Origin of the sequence: Streptomyces pactum (genome assembly GCF_016031615.1) — a bacterium.
GTDB lineage: Bacteria > Actinomycetota > Actinomycetes > Streptomycetales > Streptomycetaceae > Streptomyces > Streptomyces pactus.
On the sequence record NZ_JACYXC010000001.1, the window covers coordinates 6,130,649 to 6,148,154 of the forward strand.

Sequence of the window (17,506 nt, forward strand, 5' to 3'; positions counted from 1 at the left end):
TCCCCCTTCACCGCGCCGTCCGGCGGCCGCGGTGTGCCCTGGAGGCTCCTGGTGAGAAAACGTTCCACAGCAAACCGTTCGGCACGGCTGAGGGCGATCTTCGCCCTCCTGGTGGTCGGCGTGTCGGTCTGGGTCGCCGTCGCGGTACCGGTCCGGCTCGGACTCGATCTGCGCGGCGGCACCCAGATCGTGCTGGAAACCCGCTCCACCCCCACCGTCGAGGCCGACGACGAGGTCACCGACCGCACCCTGGAGGTGCTGCGCGGCCGGATCGACGCGCTGGGCGTCGCCGAACCCACCATGGTCCGCTCCGGCAGCAACCGGATCATCGTGGAACTGCCCGGCGTGCAGGACCCCGAGGAGGCCGCCGAGACCCTCGGCCGCACCGCCCAGCTCACCTTCCACCCGGTGCTGGGCACCGCCCCCCGGGACGAGCCGAAGCCCGGCCGTACCCCCGAGCGGGACAAGGAGAGCGTGCTGCCCGACGAGTCCGGCACCCCGCTGCGACTGGGCCCCGCCGCCATCACCGGCAAGGACGTCAAGGGCGCCGACGCCGGCTACGACGCGCAGGGCGGCGGCTGGCACGTCACCGTGGACTTCCGCGGCTCCGGACGGGACAGCTGGGCGAAGCTCACCGGCGAGGCGGCCTGCCAGGCGGCCGGCGACCCCACCCGCCGGGTCGCCATCGTCCTGGACGACACCGTCATCTCCTCCCCCCAGGTCGATCCGTCCGTCTCCTGCCGCGTCGGCATGACCGACGGCTCCACCCGCATCACCGGCTCCTTCGACCGCGACGAGGCGCGCCAGCTGGCCCTGCTCATCAGCGGCGGCGCGCTGCCGGTGCCGGTGGAGATCGTCGAGCAGCGCACCGTCGGCCCCACCCTGGGCGAGGAGGCCATCCGGGCCAGCGCCTGGGCCGCCGCCATCGGCACCGCGCTGACCGCGCTCTTCGTCATCGCCGTCTACCGGCTCATGGGCGCGCTGGCCACCCTGGCCCTGCTCGCCTACGGCGTCATCTCCTACGCGGCGCTGGCCGCGCTCGGCGCCACCCTCACCCTGCCCGGCCTGGCCGGCTTCGTGCTGGCCATCGGCATGGCCGTGGACGCCAACGTCCTGGTCTTCGAACGGGCCCGGGAGGAATACGCGGCCCGTGGCCGGCCCAGCACCCGCTCGTCGATGGCCGCCGGGTTCCGCAACGCCCTCAGCGCCATCGCCGACTCCAACATCACCACCCTGATCGCCGCCGCCCTGCTGTTCTTCTTCGCCTCCGGCCCGGTCCGGGGCTTCGGCGTCACCCTCGGCATCGGCGTCCTCGCCTCGATGGTCAGCGCACTGGTGATCACCCGGGTGCTGGCCGAGTTCGCCGCCGGCCGGCCCGCCGTCCGGAAGCGGCCCCGGATCAGCGGCATCGCCCACACCGGCGTCGTCCGGGACCGGCTGCTGCGCCGTGGTCCGCAGCTGATGCGCCGGCCGCGGCGCTGGCTGGCCACGTCCCTGATCGCCGCCGTGCTGGCCGGTTCCGGCATCGCGGTGCGCGGCCTGGACCTGGGCGTGGAGTTCACCGGCGGCCGGCTCATCGAGTACCGGACGTCCGCCTCCGTCGATCCGGACCGGGCCCGCTCCGCGCTCGCCGACGCCGGCTTCCCCCGCGCCGTCGTCCAGTCCTCCGGCGACCGCAACCTCACGGTGCGCACCGGGAAACTCACCGAGGCCGAGGAGGAGAAGGTCACCTCCACCGTGAAGGAGCTGGGCGGGAAGAGCACCGGCAAGCTCCGCGACGAGCTGATCGGCCCCAGCCTCAGCAAGGAGCTGCGGCAGGGGGCGCTGATCGCCCTGGCGGTGGCCCTCGGCGCCCAGCTGCTCTACCTCGCGGCGCGCTTCCGCTGGGTGTTCGGCGCGGCCGCGGTCGCCGCCCTCGCCCACGACGTGGTCATCCTGGTGGGCGTCTTCGCCTGGCTCGGCAAGTCGATCGACGGGGTGTTCCTGGCCGCGCTGCTGACCGTCATCGGCTACTCGGTGAACGACTCGGTGGTCCTGTTCGACCGCGTCCGGGAGCTGTGCCGGCGGGACCGCGCGGAACCGACCGCGCGGCTGGTGAACGACGCGATCCTGCAGACCCTGCCGCGCACCGTCAACACCGGCATCGGGGCGGGCTTCATCCTCACCGCCCTGGTGGTGCTGGGCGGCGAATCGCTCACCGACTTCGCCTTCGCGCTCCTGCTCGGCCTGGTCGTGGGCACCTACTCGTCGGTCTTCACCGCCGCCCCGGTGGCGGTCGAACTCGCCCGGCACGACCGCCGCTCCGCCCCGGGACGGCGCCACCGCGGCGGCGAGCCGGCCGGGAAGCGGCCCGGGACCGGACCCGCGGCCGGCCCGGAACCCGCGGACGGGCCCCGCACACCGGCCGGGCGCGCCGGGCGGGACGCGAGCGGGTGACCGGCCGGGACGGCGACCGGGTGACCGGCCGGGAGGAGGACCTGCGCACCCGCGGCGGCCCCGCCCGCTGACCGGCCGGACGCCCGGCGGGTCCCCGTGCCGTCCGGGCCGGGCCGGTGGGTCCCGGTCCGGACGGTCCCGTCCGGTCGCGGGCAGGTCTCCCGGGCGGGTCCGGCACGGGCCCCGGCCGGGGTGGCCCCGGGGCGGCCTCCGGGGCCGTTCGGCCTGCCGGGCGGCCGGCGGGCCCGGGCGGGCGGTCCCCGGACGTCCGTGACCGCCACCGCGCCCGGGCCGGTACCGCCCGGTCCCGGCCCCCGGCGGGGGTCCGGCGGGGACGTCCGCCCGGTTCCCCGGCGCCGCCCCGTGCCTCGGCCCCGGCCGGGGCACGGGGCCCGGGGCCCGCGCCCCCGCGGGGACGTCCGCCCGGGCCCGGAGATCCGCGGCCGGGAGCGCGCGGGCGGCGCCGTGGGGCCGCGTTCACCCTGCGGCCATCCCCCGGTGACGGGCGGGCAACCGGGTGTCGGATGCACATGGTTCGATGGGGGGCATGATGGAGCAATTTCTCGCCAGTGACCTCTCCGACGTCGAGGAGGCGGTCCGCAAGGCGGCCGCGGCCGAGGTCCTGCCGCGCTTTCGGCAGCTGGCCGACCACGAGGTGCTGCGCAAGAACGGCCCGCACGACCTGGTGACCGTCGCCGACCGGCTCGCCGAGGAACACCTCACCGCCTCGCTCACCGCCCTGCTGCCGGGCTCCGCGGTGGTCGGCGAGGAAGCGGTGCACGCCGACCCGTCGCTGCTCGTCGCGCTCAGCGGCGACGCCCCGGTGTGGATCGTGGACCCGGTGGACGGCACCCGGCAGTTCGTGCACGGCGATCCGGGCTTCGCCTGCCTGGTGGCGCTGGCGCACCGGGGCGAGGTGCTGGCCTCCTGGACGTACGCGCCGGCCCTGGACCTGATGGCGGTGGCGCGCCGCGGGCAGGGCGCCCGGCTGGACGGCGAGCCGCTGGCCGCCGGCTCCCCGGCCCCGGGCGCGGTGCTCCAGGTGGCGATATCCCACTACGACTTCACCACCGACGAACAGAAGCGCGCCCTGGCCGGGCTGACCACCGACGGGGTGGCGCCGCGCCCGTGCGGCTCGGCCGGCCTGGAGTACCTGGCCGTGGCGCGCGGCGCGCTGGACGCCGTCGCGTTCTCCTGGGAGAACGCCTGGGACCACGCGGCCGGGCTGCTGCTGGTGGCGGAGGCCGGGGGAGCGAGCGCCACCGTCGCGGGCGAGCCGTTCCGGATCGCGGGCGGTAACGCGCTGCCGTTCACCGCGGCGCGGGACGAGGCGACCGCACGGCATATTCTGAGCCTGCTGGCCACGGCCGGCTGACGGGTCCTCGGCGCAGGCCGCCAAGGGACGCCCCGCGACGGCGAGGAGGACGAGGTGGCGTCGATGCTCGATGCGGTGGTGGTGGGGGCCGGCCCCAACGGGCTGACCGCGGCCGTCGAACTCGCCCGGCGCGGACTGTCGGTGGCGGTCTTCGAGGCCGCGGACACGATCGGCGGCGGCGCCCGTACCGAGGAGCTGACGCTGCCCGGCTTCCGGCACGACCCGTGCTCCGCCGTGCATCCGCTCGGCGTCGGGTCGCCCGCCTTCCGGGACATGCCGCTGCACCGGCACGGGCTGGAGTGGCTCCACCCCGAGCTGCCGCTGGCCCACCCCTTCCCGGACGGGACCGCCGCGGTGCTGGCCCGTTCGGTGGGCGAGACCGCGTCCTCCCTGGGCTCCCGTGACGCGGGGGCCTACCGGCGGCTGGTCGCGCCCTTCCTGGGCCGCTGGGACACCCTGTCCCAGGACGTGCTGCGGACCCAGTGGCTGGGCCTGCCCCGGGACCCGGTCACCTGGGCCCGCTTCGGTCTGCTGGCGGGCCCGCCGGCCGCCCTCCTCAACCGCCGGTTCCGCAACGCCAGGGCCCGCGGCATGCTCGCCGGGCTCGCCGCGCACGCCGTCGCCCCGCTCACCGGGATCGCCACCGGCGGCATCGCCCTCACCTTCGCGCTCGCCGCCCACGAGGTCGGCTGGCCGGTGCCGCGCGGCGGCTCCCAGGCCATCTCCGACGCCCTCGGCTCCTGGCTGCGGGAGCTGGGCGGCGCGGTGCACACCGGGTTCGAGGTCAAACGGCTGGACGACCTGCCGCCGACCCGGGCGTACGTCTTCGACACCTCGCCCACCGCGCTGGCCCGGATCGCCGGACTGGGCGACGCCTACCGGCGCTACCGCTACGGCGCCAGCGTCTTCAAGATCGATTACGCGCTGACCGGGCCGGTGCCGTGGACCGCGCCCGCGGCCCGCCGGGCCGGCACCGTCCACCTCGGCCCCACCAGCGGCGACATCGACGCCGCGCTGCGGGCCGCGGTCGAGGGCCGGGACCCCTCGGTACCGTTCCTGATCACCGCTCAGCCCTCGCTCATCGACCCCACCCGGGCCCCGGAGGGCCGGCACACCTTCTGGGTGTACGGGCACGTGCCCAACGGCTGGACCGGCGACGCCACCGAGGTGATCGAGCGCCAGATCGAGCGGTTCGCGCCCGGTTTCCGGGACCTGGTCCTGGCCCGCGCCACCGCCGGGCCGCCCCAGGTGGCCGCGCGCAACGCGAACTACGTGGGTGGCGACTTCGCCTGCGGCGCCTTCCAGGGGCTCACCGCGGTCCTGCGGCCCAAGCTGACCCGGGTGCCGTACACCACCGCCCACCCGGCCGTCTTCCTGTGCTCGGCCGCGACCCCGCCCGGCCCCGGGGTGCACGGAATGTCCGGTCACCACGCGGCCCGCGCGGTGTGGCGGCGCCTGCGCGCCCGGCCCTGACCCGGCCCCGGCCCGGCTGCCGACCGGCCCCCGGCTCGGGCCGCGGGCCCGTCCGCGGCTCCGGGCGTCCCGGGCCCCGGCACGTCCCCGGCCCTGGCGCGCCCTGCGGAGGCGGGGCGTATCCCGTCCGCCTCCGCCGGCGACCGGCCGGAACGGTTCACCGGCCGGAACACCAGGCCGGCCGTCCGCCGGCCGGTGCGGAGACAGGAGACAGGAGGCCGGGGGCGGGAGACAGGAAGGGGAGACGGAGGTGGGGCGCCGGCGGAAAGGGGGAGAGTTCCGCCGGCGCCCCCGGGCGGGCACCGCTGCTGAGAGGCGTCAGCGTCGCGGCGGCCCGCCGGTCCGGTGACCCGCCCCCGCCCCCCGGGCACTCGGGAGGGGAGCGCCGCGCCGGGCACTCGGGGGAGGAGGATGCCGCGCGGGGCGGGGGCGGGAGTTCGTCGGGGCGCGCGGCTTTGCGTCATCCCCCGGGCGGGTTCCGCCGGGGGCGCGGCCGTTCGCGCCGTGGGGCCGAGGTGCCGGTCAGCGGTCGTCCGGCCGCCGCCGTGGCCGGGGCTCGAAACCGACCCGCCGCCCCCGCAGCCGGTCGGCCCCGCGCGGCGGGGCACCGCAGGTCCGGGTGCCCGCGGCACCGGCCGCGGCGGGCGCCGGGTCGCCGGGCGGATCGTCCGCGTCCGGCTGCCGCCCGCCGGCCGGACGCCGGCACCGGTGCGCGTTCTCCCGCATCCGGTACTCCAGCTTCTCCCGCTCGGTGGGGCTGCGGAAGAGCGTGGCCTCCCACGGGTCGCCGCCGTCCGCCGGCCGGAGCGTCAGCGCGCCCTTCGCACCGTCCCATCCGACCACCTTCCCCACCCGCATCCGGAGCGTGTCCGTCACCACGGCCCCCGGGCCCGGCACCGGGTGCGGCGCCTTGCCCTCCGCCGCCAGTCCCTTGGTGATCAGCTCGGTGAGCCGCCGCACGTCCGCGACCGTGGCCCCGCCCAGCTCGACCCGCGCCGTGGGCGTCGCCTGCGCGATGCTGCGCGTCGTCGCCAGGTACGGCAGGGCCACACCGGCCGCGGTGAGTGCGGCCCGCAGCTGAGCGGTTGCCACGCCGGCCTCTCGGGCCGCGTCTTCCCACGTGGTCATGGGTCCTCCGGGGACGGGTGTACTTTCCTCGCCCTACGCAACCGTCTGGCCGCGGCTATCGGTACCGTCGGGGCCCGAGCGGTTTTGAAACGCGTAAAACGGGGTTTCGTACGGGGAGTTGACAACATGGCGCAACGAGAGCCGAACGCGGCGATGGAACTGCTGTACCGCGAGACCGGTTGGACGTTGCGGCAGTTCGCGCAGCAGGTGAACCGGATCGGGACGGAGTGCGGGACACCGACGACCTACAGTCCGCAGACCGCGCGGGCATGGCTCAAGGGGCACGTGCCGAGCGAGAAGGCGCGTCCGCTGATCGTCGAAGCGCTCTCCCGGAAGCTGGGACGTCCGGTCGCGCACGCCGACGCTGGCCTACCTTCGTCTACTGATCAAGGGGAACACGCCGCAGACTTGGTGACACGGCTACTGGAACTCGGAGAGGCAGACATGCACCCGACGCGCCGCAGCATGCTGAACGCAGGGCTCTACTCGGCCGCCCTCGCGGTACCTGCCTTCCGGGACCTCCTGCCCGACGGCGCACCGCGGAGGGAGGAGCCGCGGAGCCCGGTCCGCATCGGCGCCGGGGACGTGGCGACGGTCCGCACCACCACGGACCGGATCGCCGATCTCCTGGACGAACTGGGCGGCGGCGTGGCGAGGCCGATGGCGGCGGCGTTCCTGGTCAACACCGTGGGGCCGTACCTGCGGGCGTCGGCCACCGACGAGGTCCGCCAGGACATGCTCTCCGCCGCCTCCGACCTGGTGTACCTCACCGGCTGGATGGCCATGTACGAGCGCGAACACGGGCTGGGCCAGCGGTACTACCTCAAGGCGCTCGGCCTGGCGGCGGAGGCGAACGACAAGGTCACGTACTGCCGTACGCTCCGCGGGATGTCGCTGCAGGCGGCCCACCTGCGGTACGGCCGCAAAGCACTGGAGCTGGCCGACTCGGCGGCGGAGGCGGCACCGGCCGCCGGCCCCCGCCTCCTGGCCTTCCTGCGCGGGCAGCAGGCCCACGCCGCCTCGCTGGTCGGGGACGGCCGCCAGGCACGGACGCGGCTCCGTGAGGCCGAGGCGGCCCTGTCGAAGGCCGACTCGCGGCGTGAGTCGGTCGGCGGTTACGACGCCAGCGCCTACCAGTTCCACGTCTCGCACGTGCTGTACGAGGGCGGGGACCTGCAGGGCTCCATCAAGGCGATGCAGACCTGCCTGAAGCTCCAGCCGCGCCAGGAACGGCAGGGGCGCATCCACGCGAACGGGCTGCTCGCCCAGCGGCAGCTGGAGTTCGGTCACCTGGAGGAGTCGTGCCGGACCTGGCACGCCTTCCTCGACGACTACGCGTCCGTGACCACGGCGCGCGGCGACGAACACCTGGTGACCCTGCGCACGCGCATCGCCCCGTACCTGCGCAACCGGGAGGCCCGCGCCCTCGACGAGCGAGCCCGCGACATCGCCGCCGTCAAGCGCGTGGCGTGAGCCGGCGCCGCCGGGTCTCGCACCCGGCGGGGTGACCGCTCGCCGCGGTGCCCACCGCCCGGCGTCCCACGGGCCCGCCGCCGGCCCGCCCGTACCGCGGCAATCCAGGTGCCCCGGCCGCGGATGCCCGGGTAGCGTGCGCCGGGTGGTGAGCGAGGAAGTGATGCAGGACGGCGTCCACCGCCGGGTGGTGCGTGTCGGGGACACCGTGCGCAGGCCCGTGCAGCCGTGGACGTCCACCGTCCACGCCCTGCTGCGGCACCTGGCGGAGGCCGGCTTCCGCCACGCCCCGCGGCCGCTGGGCATCGACGACCAGGGGCGTGAGGTCCTCACCTTCATCGAGGGCGACGCCGGGCCGGCGGGCTGGGCCGCGGTGGTGGACCGCCAGGGCCTGCGGAACTTCGCCCGGCTGCTGCGCGACTACCACGACGCCTGCGAAGGCTTCTCGCCGCCGCCCGGCGCCACCTGGGCCACCGGCCCGGCCGTCCCGGGCGGTGACGAGGTGGTCTGCCACGGGGACTTCGGCCCCTGGAACGTCGTCTGGCGGGGGAACCGGCCGGTGGGAATCATCGACTGGGACTTCGCCCGCCCCGCCCCGCGCCTGCACGACGTGGCCTACGCGCTGGAGTACACCGTGCCGTTCCGCGGCGATGCCGAGTGCCTGCGCCGGCTGCGCCATCCGGCGCCGCCCGACCGCCGGGCCCGGCTGGCGGACTTCTGCGCCGCCTACGGCCTCGACTCGACCGAGGGCGTCGTCGACGCCGTCATCGCCCGGCAGCAGGACAACGCCGACCTGGTGCGCCGGCTGGCCGAACAGGGGCACGAGCCGCAGGCGACCTGGGTCGCCGAAGGGCTGCTGGGCGAACTCGCCGACCGGATCGGCTGGAGCAGGGAGCACCGGCACCTGGTCGAGTAGCCCCGCCGCCGGCCCCGGCCGGGGCCCGCCCGGGCCCCGGCGTCCGCCGCCCGCCGGCCCGGGCCCGACGCCCGCCGTGGCCCCCGGGGTGCGGCCGGGCGGCGGGTACGGCGCCCGGATACGGCGCCGTCCCGGCCGCGTACCCGGGGGCACGCCACGACCGGCGGGCGGTGCCGTACCCGGGCGCGGGGCGGGCGGTCAGTGCGGGATGCGGTCGATCAGCTCGCGGGCGCCCTGCCGCAGCAGGGCCACCGCGACCGAGGTGCCCAGGGTCGCCGGGTCCAGCGGGCCGGCCCACTCGTGGGCGTCCAGCACGGTCTTGCCGTCCGGGGTGAACACCCGGGCGCGCAGCGACAGCCGGCCGTCCGGTTCGGCCCGGGCGTAGCCGGCGATCGGCGAGTTGCAGTGCCCCTGGAGCACATGGAGCAGCATGCGTTCGGCGGTGATCTCCCGCCACGCGTCGGCGTCCCCGAGACCGGACACCGCCTCGATGGTGCGGCTGTCCTCCTCCCGGCACTGGAGGGCGAGCACCCCCGCGCCGATCGGCGGGCACATGGTCTCCACCGGCAGCACCTGGCTGATCCGGTCGGCCCGCCCGATCCGCTCCAGCCCGGCGACCGCCAGCAGCAGCGCGTCGAACTCGCCCGCGTCCAGCTTCGCCAGCCGGCGGTTGGCGTTGCCCCGGACCGGTACGCACTCCAGGTGCGGGTGCGAGATGGCCAGCTGGGCGCTGCGCCGCACCGAGGAGGTGCCCACCCGGGCCCCGGCCGGCAGCTCGTCCAGGGTCAGCCCCCCGGGGTGCACCAGCGCGTCCCGGATGTCGTCGCGCCGGAGGTACGCGGCGAACACCGTGCCGGCCGGCAGCGGCCGGTCGGCGGGGATGTCCTTGACGCAGTGCACCGCCAGGTCCGCCTCGCCGGCGACCAGCGCCGCGTCCACCTCCTTGGTGAACGCCCCCTTGCCGCCCAGCGCCGACAGATCCCCCAGCCACCGGTCGCCCGAGGTCGTCACCGGCACCACCTCGGTCCGGATCCCCGGTCGCAGCACGGCCAGTTCGGCGCGTACCCGTTCGACCTGGGCCAGGGCCATGGGGGAGGCGCGGGAGACGATGCGGAGGGTGTCGGCGGGGCCGGAGGCGGAAACCATGGCGTCCACCCTAGGGCTCCCGGGCGGTCGGGGCGCGCAACGCTCCGGGCCGGCGGGCGGGTGGAGAACCGGGGCCCCGCCGGCCGGTCCCCGCGGGCGGCCCGTCCGGCGGCCCGCGCCGGGACGGGCCCCGGCCTCCGAGGCGAACGCCCGGCCCCCGCCGGCTCCCGTGGGCAGCCCGTCCGCGGGTCCTCGCGGGACCGCCCCGCCCGCCGGTCCCGGAGGCGGCCCCGGCACCCCTACCGGACCCGCGCCGACGGCCATGTCGTTTTTCCGCGAGCCCGGCCCGCCCGCGGTGCCCGATGCTGGACCCATGCACACCGACCACGACCGGTGCGTACGCGCCGTGCAGTCCAAGGACGCCCGTTTCGACGGGTGGTTCTTCACCGCCGTCCTCACCACCCGGATCTACTGCCGTCCCAGCTGCCCGGTCGTCCCCCCGAAGGTCCGCAACATGACCTTCTACCCGAGCGCCGCCGCGGCCCAGCAGGCCGGGTTCCGGGCCTGCAAGCGGTGCCGGCCGGACGCCACGCCCGGCTCGCCGCGGTGGAACGAGCGGGCCGACGTGGTGGCCCGCGCGATGCGTCTGATCTCCGACGGCGTGGTGGACCGCGATGGGGTGCCCGGGCTCGCCGCCCGCCTCGGGTACAGCACCCGCCAGATAGAGCGCCAGCTCCGCGCCGAACTGGGCGCCGGCCCGCTCGCCCTGGCCCGCGCGCAGCGGGCCCAGACGGCCCGGCTGCTCATCGAGACCAGCACGCTGCCGATGGCGGACATCGCGTTCGCCGCCGGGTTCGCCAGCGTCCGGACCTTCAACGAGACGGTACGGGAGGTGTTCGCGCTCACCCCGGGCGAGCTGCGGCGGCGGGCCCGGAGCGGCACCCCGGTGGAGACGCCCGGGGTGATCCGGCTCCGGCTGCCGTTCCGGCCCCCGCTGTGCCCGGACAACCTCTTCGGACACCTCGCGGCCACCGCCGTGCCGGGCGTCGAGGAGTGGCGCGACGGCGCCTACCGGCGCACCCTGCGGCTCCCGTACGGCCGGGGCGTGGTCACCCTGCGGCCCCGCCCGGACCATGTGGAGTGCCGGCTCTCGCTCACCGATCCGCGCGACCTGACGGGTGCCATCAGCCGCTGCCGGCGGCTGCTGGACCTGGACGCCGATCCGGAGGCGGTGGACGGCTCGCTCGCCGCCGACCCGGTGCTGGAGCCACTGGTGCGGGCCGCCCCCGGCCGGCGGGTGCCGCGCACCGTGGACGGCCCGGAGTTCGCGGTCCGGGCGGTGCTGGGCCAGCAGGTGTCCACGGCCGCCGCACGGACCCTCGCGGGCCGTCTGGTCGCCGCGCACGGGGAGCCGGTGGAGGACCCCGAGGGCGGGCTGACCCACCTCTTCCCGGACCCGGCCGCCCTCGCCGGGACGGACCCCGCGGCCCTGGCCATGCCCGGCGCCCGGCGGGTCACCTTCGCCGCGCTGGTGGACCGCCTCGCCTCGGGCGAGCTGCGGCTGGACGCCGGGAGCGACTGGGCGGAGGCCCGCCGGGAGCTGGCCGCGCTGCCCGGCGTCGGCCCCTGGACCGCCGAGATCGTCGCGATGCGCGCCCTCGGCGACCCGGACGCCTTCCCGCACACCGACCTGGGGGTGCGCAAGGCGGTCCGGGCGGCCGGGCTGCCGGCCACCCCGGCGGCGCTGCTGCGGCACTCCGCCGCCTGGCGGCCGTGGCGCGCCTACGCGGTGCAGTATCTGTGGGCGACCGACGACCATCCGATCAACCGCCTGCCCGAGCCGTCCGGGTGACCGCGCGGGCCGCCCGCCCACCACGCCGGACCTCTCCACCCCACCCCGCCCACCACGACCCGGAAGCCCGCGACCGAGACCATGACCCGCGTCCACACCGTCATCGACAGCCCCTACGGCCCGCTCACCCTGGTCGCCACCGACGGCGTCCTCAGCGGCGTGTACATGGAGGGCCAGCGCCACCGCCCCGCCGAGGAGACCTTCGGTACGCCCGACGACACCCCGTTCACCGAGACCGTCCGGCAGCTGGAGGCGTACTTCGCGGGCGAACTCACCGAGTTCCGACTTCCGCTGCGGATGGCCGGCACCCCGTTCCAGCTGCGGGTCTGGGAGGAGCTGCGGCACATCCCGTACGGCACGACGGTCTCCTACGGGGAGCTCGCCGAACGGCTGGGCCACCCCACCGCCTCCCGCGCGGTGGGGCTGGCCAACGGGAAGAACCCGATCAGCATCATCGTCCCGTGCCACCGGGTCGTCGGCTCCTCCGGCGCGCTCACCGGCTACGGCGGCGGACTGGACCGCAAGCGCCGGCTGCTGGACTTCGAGAGCGGGGCCGCCGACCCGGCCCGACTCTTCTGAGCCGTCTCCGGCCGGGCGGGTCCCGTCCGCCGGTGCGGCTCATCCGCCGCTGCCGGTGGCCCCGCCCGCCCGTCCGGACCGGTGCCCGTCCCGCCCGCGCCCGGTGGGCGGCGGGCCCGGGCCGGACGGGCCGGCACCCGGTCGGTCAGTTCTGCGCGGCGACGCGGTCCAGCAGCGCGGGCAGCGCCGTACCGATCGGCTCGCGGACCACCTCCGCCGCCAGCGGGTCGTACGGCGTCGGCTCGGCGTTGACGATGATCAGCCGAGCGCCGTGCTCCGCGGCCAGTCCGGCGAGCCCCGCGGCCGGGTGCACCTGGAGGCTGGTGCCCACCGCGATGAAGATCTCGCACGCCTTGGTGACCGCGACCGCCTCGCCCAGCACCTCCGGGTCCAGCGACTCGCCGAACATCACCGTGGCCGCCTTGAGGATGCCGCCGCACTCCCGGCACGCCGGGTCGTCCTCGCCCGCCTCGACCCGGGCCAGCGCCTCCTCCATCGTCGAGCGCGCGTGGCAGCCGGTGCACCGCACCGCCCGCGCGGTGCCGTGCAGTTCCAGCACCTTCCGGTCCGGCATCCCGGCCAGCTGGTGCAGTCCGTCCACGTTCTGGGTGATGACCCGGACCGGCACCCCCGAGCGCGCCAGCCGGGTCACCGCGTGGTGGGCCGCGTTCGGCCGGGCACGCAGCGCCTCGCTGTCCCGCCGCATCAGCCAGGAGCGGCGCCGGACGTCGGGGTCGGCCATGTAGAAGTCGTAGGTGACCAGCTTCTCCGCTTCCGGGTCGCGCCGCCACAGTCCCCGCGGGCCCCGGTAGTCCGGGATGCCGGAGTCGGTGGAGATGCCGGCCCCGGTCAGGAGCGCCACCAGCGGGCGGCGTGTCGCGTCGCTGCTCATGGGGGCGAGCGTACGCAGCCCGCGGGGGCCGCTGCCAGCGCTTTCCGGCACGGCCGGTAGAGTCCGGCGGGCCCATGACGGCACCGGCACGGAACGCGGACAACGGGGGAGACGGACGGTGGGACACGTCATCTGGCTGCACGACCCGAGCACGGGCGGCGCGTCCGGCGCCAGGGGCGGGTGGCGCGAGCCCGAGGACGGACGGGTCTTCCGGGAGCTGCGCGTCGCTGACGGGCCCACCCCGGAGCAGCGCCCCACCGCACGGCCGCTCGCCTACGTGGAGCGCGTGCTGCCGCCGGGCGGCGGGTCCGGCGCCTACCTCGCCGCGCGGAAGCAGGGGGCCCGGGAGCTGGCGCTGTGGGCCGACCCGTACCGGCGGCAGCTGCTGGCCCACGTCCGGACCGTCTCGGCGGCGAAGGGGGCCCCGGCCACCTTCGAGGTGCTCGGCGCGGACGGCGCGTCCCTGGCCCGGATCATCCGGGAGCCGGCGGCCAGGGGCGGCCGGGTCCGCACCCGGTGGACCGTGCGGCAGGCCGGCGCCGAACCGGCCGTCGGATACAAGGGCCGGCCGTTCTGGTGGGTCGTGTGGTGGCTGATCTCGCCCGTGCAGGCGGCCATCGTGGTCGCCAGCATCCTGGGCGGCGGCGACATCGCCCGCACCCCCCGCCGCACCCGGTGGCGGCTGGGCGGGCGGACCGTGCTGGACTACGCGTCCGGGCCGGGCGGGTTCGAGCTGGAGGTGCTCGCCGACTGGTGGGACCCCCGCGTCACCGCGTCCCTCGTCGCCCTCCTCACCAGCCATGACAGCTGGCTCGGGAACGCCTGGGACGCCGCCGCGCGCTAGCCGCCCGGCACACCGCGCGTATAAGGTCGCAGCGGCGCGACTCCTGTGGATCAAGCAAGGGGTAGCAAGGTGACGGACACCAGCGTGCTCATCGCCGCGGACAAGTTCAAAGGGTCGCTCACGGCCGCACAGGTCGCCGAGCATGTCACCACCGGCCTGCGGCGCGGCGCGTCCGGCACGGTGCGGGTGGAGACCCTGCCGGTCGCCGACGGCGGCGACGGCACGGTCGAGGCCGCGGTCGCGGCCGGTTTCGAACGCCGTGAGGTGCGGGTGACCGGTCCGCTCGGCGAACCGGTGACCGCCTCGTACGCGCTGCGGCAGGACACCGCGGTGGTCGAGATGGCGGAGGCTTCCGGGCTGCGCCACCTGCCGGCGGGGGTCTTCGCGCCGCTCACCGCCACCACGTACGGCACTGGCGAGCTGCTGCGCGCCGCGCTGGACGCGGGCGCCCGCACCATCGTCTTCGGCGTCGGCGGCAGCGCCACCACGGACGGCGGGGCCGGGATGCTCGGTGCCCTCGGCGCCCGGCTGCGCACCGCGGACGGTGAGCCGGTCGCCCCCGGCGGCGGGCCGCTGCGCGAGCTGGCGAGCGCCGACCTGTCCACCCTCGACCCGCGGCTGGCCCGGACCGAGATCGTGCTCGCCAGCGACGTGGACAACCCGCTCACCGGCCCCACCGGCGCCCCGGCCGTCTACGGCCCGCAGAAGGGCGCCGGCGAGGCGGAGGTGGCGGAGCTGGACGCCGCACTCGCCCACTACGCCGAGGTCCTGGAGCGCGCGGTCGGCGGCCGGGCCGCCACCTGCGCCCAGGCCCCAGGCGCCGGCGCGGCGGGCGGCCTGGGGTACGGCGCCCTGGTCGGGCTCGGCGCGGTCTTCCGGCCCGGCATCGAGGTCATGCTCGACGTGCTCGGCTTCGCCCCGGCCCTGGAACGGGCGGACCTGGTGATCACCGGGGAGGGGTCGCTGGACCGGCAGACCCTGCACGGCAAGGCGCCGGCGGGGGTGGCTGCCGCGGCCCGGGCACGCGGCAGGCGGGTGCTCGCGGTCTGCGGCCGGCTCGCCATCGACCGGGAGGCGCTCGCCGCCGCGGGCATCGAGCGGGCGTACGCCCTCACCGACCTGGAACCGGACCCGGACCGCTGCATGGCGGAGGCGGGGCCCCTCCTGGAACGCACCGCGGCCCGGCTCGCCGCCGACGAGGGCCTGTGAGCCACCGAGGAGGGCCTGTGCGCCCGGTGGGCACCGCGCCCTGACGGCCCGGGGGGCCGGCTCGCCTCCCGGGGCACCGGGCCCGGGTCCGGTGCCGACCGCGACCCGAGGCGTCTCCCGCCTCGGGTCCCTCCGGCCCCCGAGGCCGCGCGCCGGGGCCTCGCACGGCCGTCGTACGGGCCGCTACCGACGCCCTCGGCCGCCGCCGGGCCTCGCCGCCGGTATCTGGTCCTGCCAGCGCCTGCCAGGGCGGTACCGGACCTCTCGGGACGTACCAGAGCGCACCCGGGCCTGTGTGGGGCCCTACCGGGCTCCGCGGGCCGTACGGGGCGTCCGGGGCCCTCGGCCCGTACCTGTGCGCCTCCGCCGCACCCGGGTCCCTCCGGCCCGCCCCCCCGGCGCCGCCACCGGTCCCGGTCCGCACCCCCGGCCACATCCCGCCCCGGGCGCCCCCGGCAGCCGCGGGCGCCCGGCACACCGCCCGGCCGCGGCGGAGCGGGAACGCGGGAACACAGCCCCGCCCCGGGGCGCCACCGCCCCGAACGCGACGTGGGCCCGGGCGATCGGATCGATCGCCCGGGCCCACGTCCCGGAACTTCGTGGTGGCCGCCGCCCGCCGGGGCGGCCGCGCCACCGGCTACGGCAGCTGCGCCGCCCGGGCCTCGCGCCGGTTGTCGCGGAAGGTGTTCACCCGCCGCGCCGTCGCGAAGAGCGGGATCACCGCGCCCATCACCAGCTGGAGCGAGCACCCGGTCTGGAGCAGCAGCTCACCGCCCGGGGCGTCGAACGCCCAGGCCGCCAGCAGCGCCATGCTGGTGACGATCCAGCTGAGCATCGCCACCGCGAGCCGGCCGCGGGGCTTGGGGTACTCCACCCGGCTCACCATCAGCCAGGCCACCCCGACGATCGCCAGCAGGGTCGGCACGAACGGCAGGCCCAGCAGGACCACCGAGACCACCGTGAGCGCGCCGAACGGGCTCGGCATGCCCTGGAACACGCCGTCCTTCAGGGTCACGCAGGAGAATCTCGCAAGCCGCAGCACCACCGCCAGCAGCACCACGATCGCGGCCACCGCCGACACCCGCTGGTACGCGTCGTCGGCGACCATGCCCCACACGAGCACGAAGTAGGCCGGGGCCAGTCCGAAGCTGATCAGGTCGGAGAGGTTGTCCAGCTCCGCACCCATCGCCGAGCTGCGCAGCTTCCGCGCCACCAGACCGTCGAAGAGGTCGAACACCGACGCCAGCAGCATCAGCATCACGGCGGTGGCGGCGCTGTGCCGCGCCATGCCGCCGTCCTCGTTGCCGGTGAGGTGGGGGATGAGCACCCCGGTGGTGGTGAAGTACACCGCCATGAACCCGCACGTGGCGTTGCCCAGGGTGAGCGCGTCGGCTATCGACAGCCGCGTCGACAGCGGCATGTCGTCCGTGTCGTCCACCTCGACCTCGGCCTCCGGGACCCAGGCCGAGGTCTTGGTATCGGGATCAAGCACGGTCAAGACGAGTCACCCCCGCCACCGTGGTCTGTCCCACCTCGACCGCCACGTCCACGCCCTCCGGGAGGTAGAGGTCGACGCGCGAGCCGAAGCGGATCAGGCCGATCCGCTCGCCCTGCTCGACCTTCACGCCCTCCGGGAGGTAGGGCACGATGCGGCGGGCGACGGCGCCGGCGATCTGCACCATCTCGATGTCGCCCAGCTCGGTGTCGAAGTGCCAGACGACCCGCTCGTTGTTCTCGCTCTCCTTGTTGAACGCCGGGACGAACCCGCCGGGGATGTGCTCCACGGACGTCACCGTGCCGGCCAGCGGCGCGCGGTTGACGTGGACGTTCAGCGGACTCATGAAGATCGCGACGCGGGTGCGCCCGTCCTTCCACGGCATGATGCTCTGCACCACGCCGTCCGCCGGAGAGATGACCCGGCCCTGAGCGATCTCTCGCTCGGGGTCGCGGAAGAACCACAGCATGCCCGCCGCGAGCGCGGTGGTGGGCACGGCGACGGCAGCCCAGCGCCCGGAGCGGCGGACCGTTGCGGCCGTGAGGCTGACCGCCGCCGTGGCGACGGTGGGCAGGAGCCACGGCGATGCTCCGCGCGCGAGGCGTACGCCGGCAAGGCTGTCGCGTGGTGCAGAGGTATGGCTGTGGGGCATGGATGACCTTCGTAGCGGAGGGTGCCGCGTTGCGAAAACGGGGACGGCGGCTTTACCGGATGGTATCGGTTGCGAGCGGTGACTGGGCAAGCGCCG

General features: G+C 76.4%; 14 protein-coding genes. 9 read left to right on the forward strand and 5 right to left on the reverse strand.

Annotated features, from left to right (window positions below):
* Positions 1–51 precede the first annotated feature (51 nt).
* The 3 genes from secD (at position 52) to IHE55_RS24195 (ending at position 5,284) form a co-directional block, all read left to right on the forward strand.
* On the forward strand, positions 52–2,436 hold the full coding sequence (gene secD, locus IHE55_RS24185) for a protein translocase subunit SecD (RefSeq protein ID WP_307826810.1): 2,385 nt from the start codon (positions 52–54) through the stop codon (positions 2,434–2,436).
* A gap of 547 nt (positions 2,437–2,983) precedes the next feature.
* Positions 2,984–3,811 carry an inositol monophosphatase family protein gene (locus IHE55_RS24190; RefSeq protein ID WP_197990949.1) on the forward strand — a complete coding sequence of 276 codons (828 nt, stop codon included), beginning with the start codon at positions 2,984–2,986 and terminating at the stop codon, positions 3,809–3,811.
* 54 nt (positions 3,812–3,865) lie between these two features.
* On the forward strand, positions 3,866–5,284 hold the full coding sequence (locus tag IHE55_RS24195; protein WP_197990950.1) for a phytoene desaturase family protein: 1,419 nt from the start codon (positions 3,866–3,868) through the stop codon (positions 5,282–5,284).
* 522 nt (positions 5,285–5,806) lie between these two features.
* Here IHE55_RS24195 and IHE55_RS24200 read toward each other — a convergent pair.
* Complete coding sequence (locus IHE55_RS24200) at positions 5,807–6,412, reverse strand: hypothetical protein (protein WP_197990951.1); 606 nt, start codon at positions 6,410–6,412, stop codon at positions 5,807–5,809.
* Positions 6,413–6,538: 126 nt separating this feature from the next.
* Here IHE55_RS24200 and IHE55_RS24205 point away from each other — a divergent pair, with 126 nt between their 5' ends.
* Positions 6,539–7,885: an NsdA family TPR-like regulatory protein gene (locus IHE55_RS24205; protein ID WP_197990952.1), complete on the forward strand. Its 1,347-nt coding sequence runs from the start codon at positions 6,539–6,541 to the stop codon at positions 7,883–7,885.
* 145 nt (positions 7,886–8,030) lie between these two features.
* Positions 8,031–8,801 carry an aminoglycoside phosphotransferase family protein gene (locus IHE55_RS24210; protein ID WP_307826811.1) on the forward strand — a complete coding sequence of 257 codons (771 nt, stop codon included), beginning with the start codon at positions 8,031–8,033 and terminating at the stop codon, positions 8,799–8,801.
* Between the two features lie 198 nt (positions 8,802–8,999).
* Here IHE55_RS24210 and hemC read toward each other — a convergent pair whose 3' ends face one another.
* Positions 9,000–9,947 carry a hydroxymethylbilane synthase gene (hemC, locus tag IHE55_RS24215; protein ID WP_197990953.1) on the reverse strand — a complete coding sequence of 316 codons (948 nt, stop codon included), beginning with the start codon at positions 9,945–9,947 and terminating at the stop codon, positions 9,000–9,002.
* 313 nt (positions 9,948–10,260) lie between these two features.
* On the opposite strand from hemC, the gene IHE55_RS24220 reads away from it, so the two are divergent.
* Together IHE55_RS24220 and IHE55_RS24225 are read left to right on the forward strand one after the other, a co-directional pair.
* Complete coding sequence (locus IHE55_RS24220) at positions 10,261–11,739, forward strand: DNA-3-methyladenine glycosylase 2 (RefSeq protein WP_197990954.1); 1,479 nt, start codon at positions 10,261–10,263, stop codon at positions 11,737–11,739.
* Between the two features lie 81 nt (positions 11,740–11,820).
* Positions 11,821–12,318, forward strand: a complete 498-nt coding sequence (locus IHE55_RS24225; RefSeq protein WP_197990955.1) for a methylated-DNA--[protein]-cysteine S-methyltransferase — start codon at positions 11,821–11,823, stop codon at positions 12,316–12,318.
* A 145-nt stretch (positions 12,319–12,463) separates the two neighbouring features.
* Here the strand turns inward: IHE55_RS24225 and IHE55_RS24230 are convergent, their stop codons facing one another.
* Positions 12,464–13,210 (reverse strand): SIR2 family NAD-dependent protein deacylase, encoded by a 747-nt coding sequence (locus tag IHE55_RS24230; RefSeq protein WP_197990956.1) that lies wholly within the window; start codon positions 13,208–13,210, stop codon positions 12,464–12,466.
* Positions 13,211–13,328: 118 nt separating this feature from the next.
* On the opposite strand from IHE55_RS24230, the gene IHE55_RS24235 reads away from it, so the two are divergent.
* On the forward strand, positions 13,329–14,054 hold the full coding sequence (locus tag IHE55_RS24235; RefSeq protein WP_307826812.1) for a hypothetical protein: 726 nt from the start codon (positions 13,329–13,331) through the stop codon (positions 14,052–14,054).
* A gap of 84 nt (positions 14,055–14,138) precedes the next feature.
* The gene (locus tag IHE55_RS24240) at positions 14,139–15,263 is read left to right on the forward strand and encodes a glycerate kinase (protein ID WP_197992220.1); all 1,125 of its coding nucleotides are present in this window, start codon (positions 14,139–14,141) and stop codon (positions 15,261–15,263) included.
* A gap of 637 nt (positions 15,264–15,900) precedes the next feature.
* Here IHE55_RS24240 and pssA read toward each other — a convergent pair.
* Positions 15,901–16,761, reverse strand: coding sequence for a CDP-diacylglycerol--serine O-phosphatidyltransferase (gene pssA / locus IHE55_RS24245; protein WP_197990957.1), 861 nt, complete (start codon positions 16,759–16,761; stop codon positions 15,901–15,903).
* The gene (locus IHE55_RS24250; protein WP_197990958.1) at positions 16,748–17,410 is read right to left on the reverse strand and encodes a phosphatidylserine decarboxylase; all 663 of its coding nucleotides are present in this window, start codon (positions 17,408–17,410) and stop codon (positions 16,748–16,750) included. The genes pssA and IHE55_RS24250 overlap by 14 nt, the downstream gene beginning before the upstream one ends.
* Between the last annotated feature and the right edge of the window lie 96 nt (positions 17,411–17,506).

Excerpts from the sequence above, each read along its gene's own strand:
- IHE55_RS24200 (WP_197990951.1), bottom strand. The coding sequence starts at position 6,412 with ATGACCACGTGGGAAGACGCGGCCCGAGAGGCCGGCGTGGCAACCGCT.
- hemC (WP_197990953.1), bottom strand. The coding sequence starts at position 9,947 with ATGGTTTCCGCCTCCGGCCCCGCCGACACCCTCCGCATCGTCTCCCGC.
- IHE55_RS24190 (WP_197990949.1), top strand. The coding sequence starts at position 2,984 with ATGATGGAGCAATTTCTCGCCAGTGACCTCTCCGACGTCGAGGAGGCG.
- IHE55_RS24225 (WP_197990955.1), top strand. The coding sequence starts at position 11,821 with ATGACCCGCGTCCACACCGTCATCGACAGCCCCTACGGCCCGCTCACC.
- IHE55_RS24220 (WP_197990954.1), top strand. The coding sequence starts at position 10,261 with ATGCACACCGACCACGACCGGTGCGTACGCGCCGTGCAGTCCAAGGAC.
- IHE55_RS24250 (WP_197990958.1), bottom strand. The coding sequence starts at position 17,410 with ATGCCCCACAGCCATACCTCTGCACCACGCGACAGCCTTGCCGGCGTA.
- IHE55_RS24205 (WP_197990952.1), top strand. The coding sequence starts at position 6,539 with ATGGCGCAACGAGAGCCGAACGCGGCGATGGAACTGCTGTACCGCGAG.
- IHE55_RS24230 (WP_197990956.1), bottom strand. The coding sequence starts at position 13,210 with ATGAGCAGCGACGCGACACGCCGCCCGCTGGTGGCGCTCCTGACCGGG.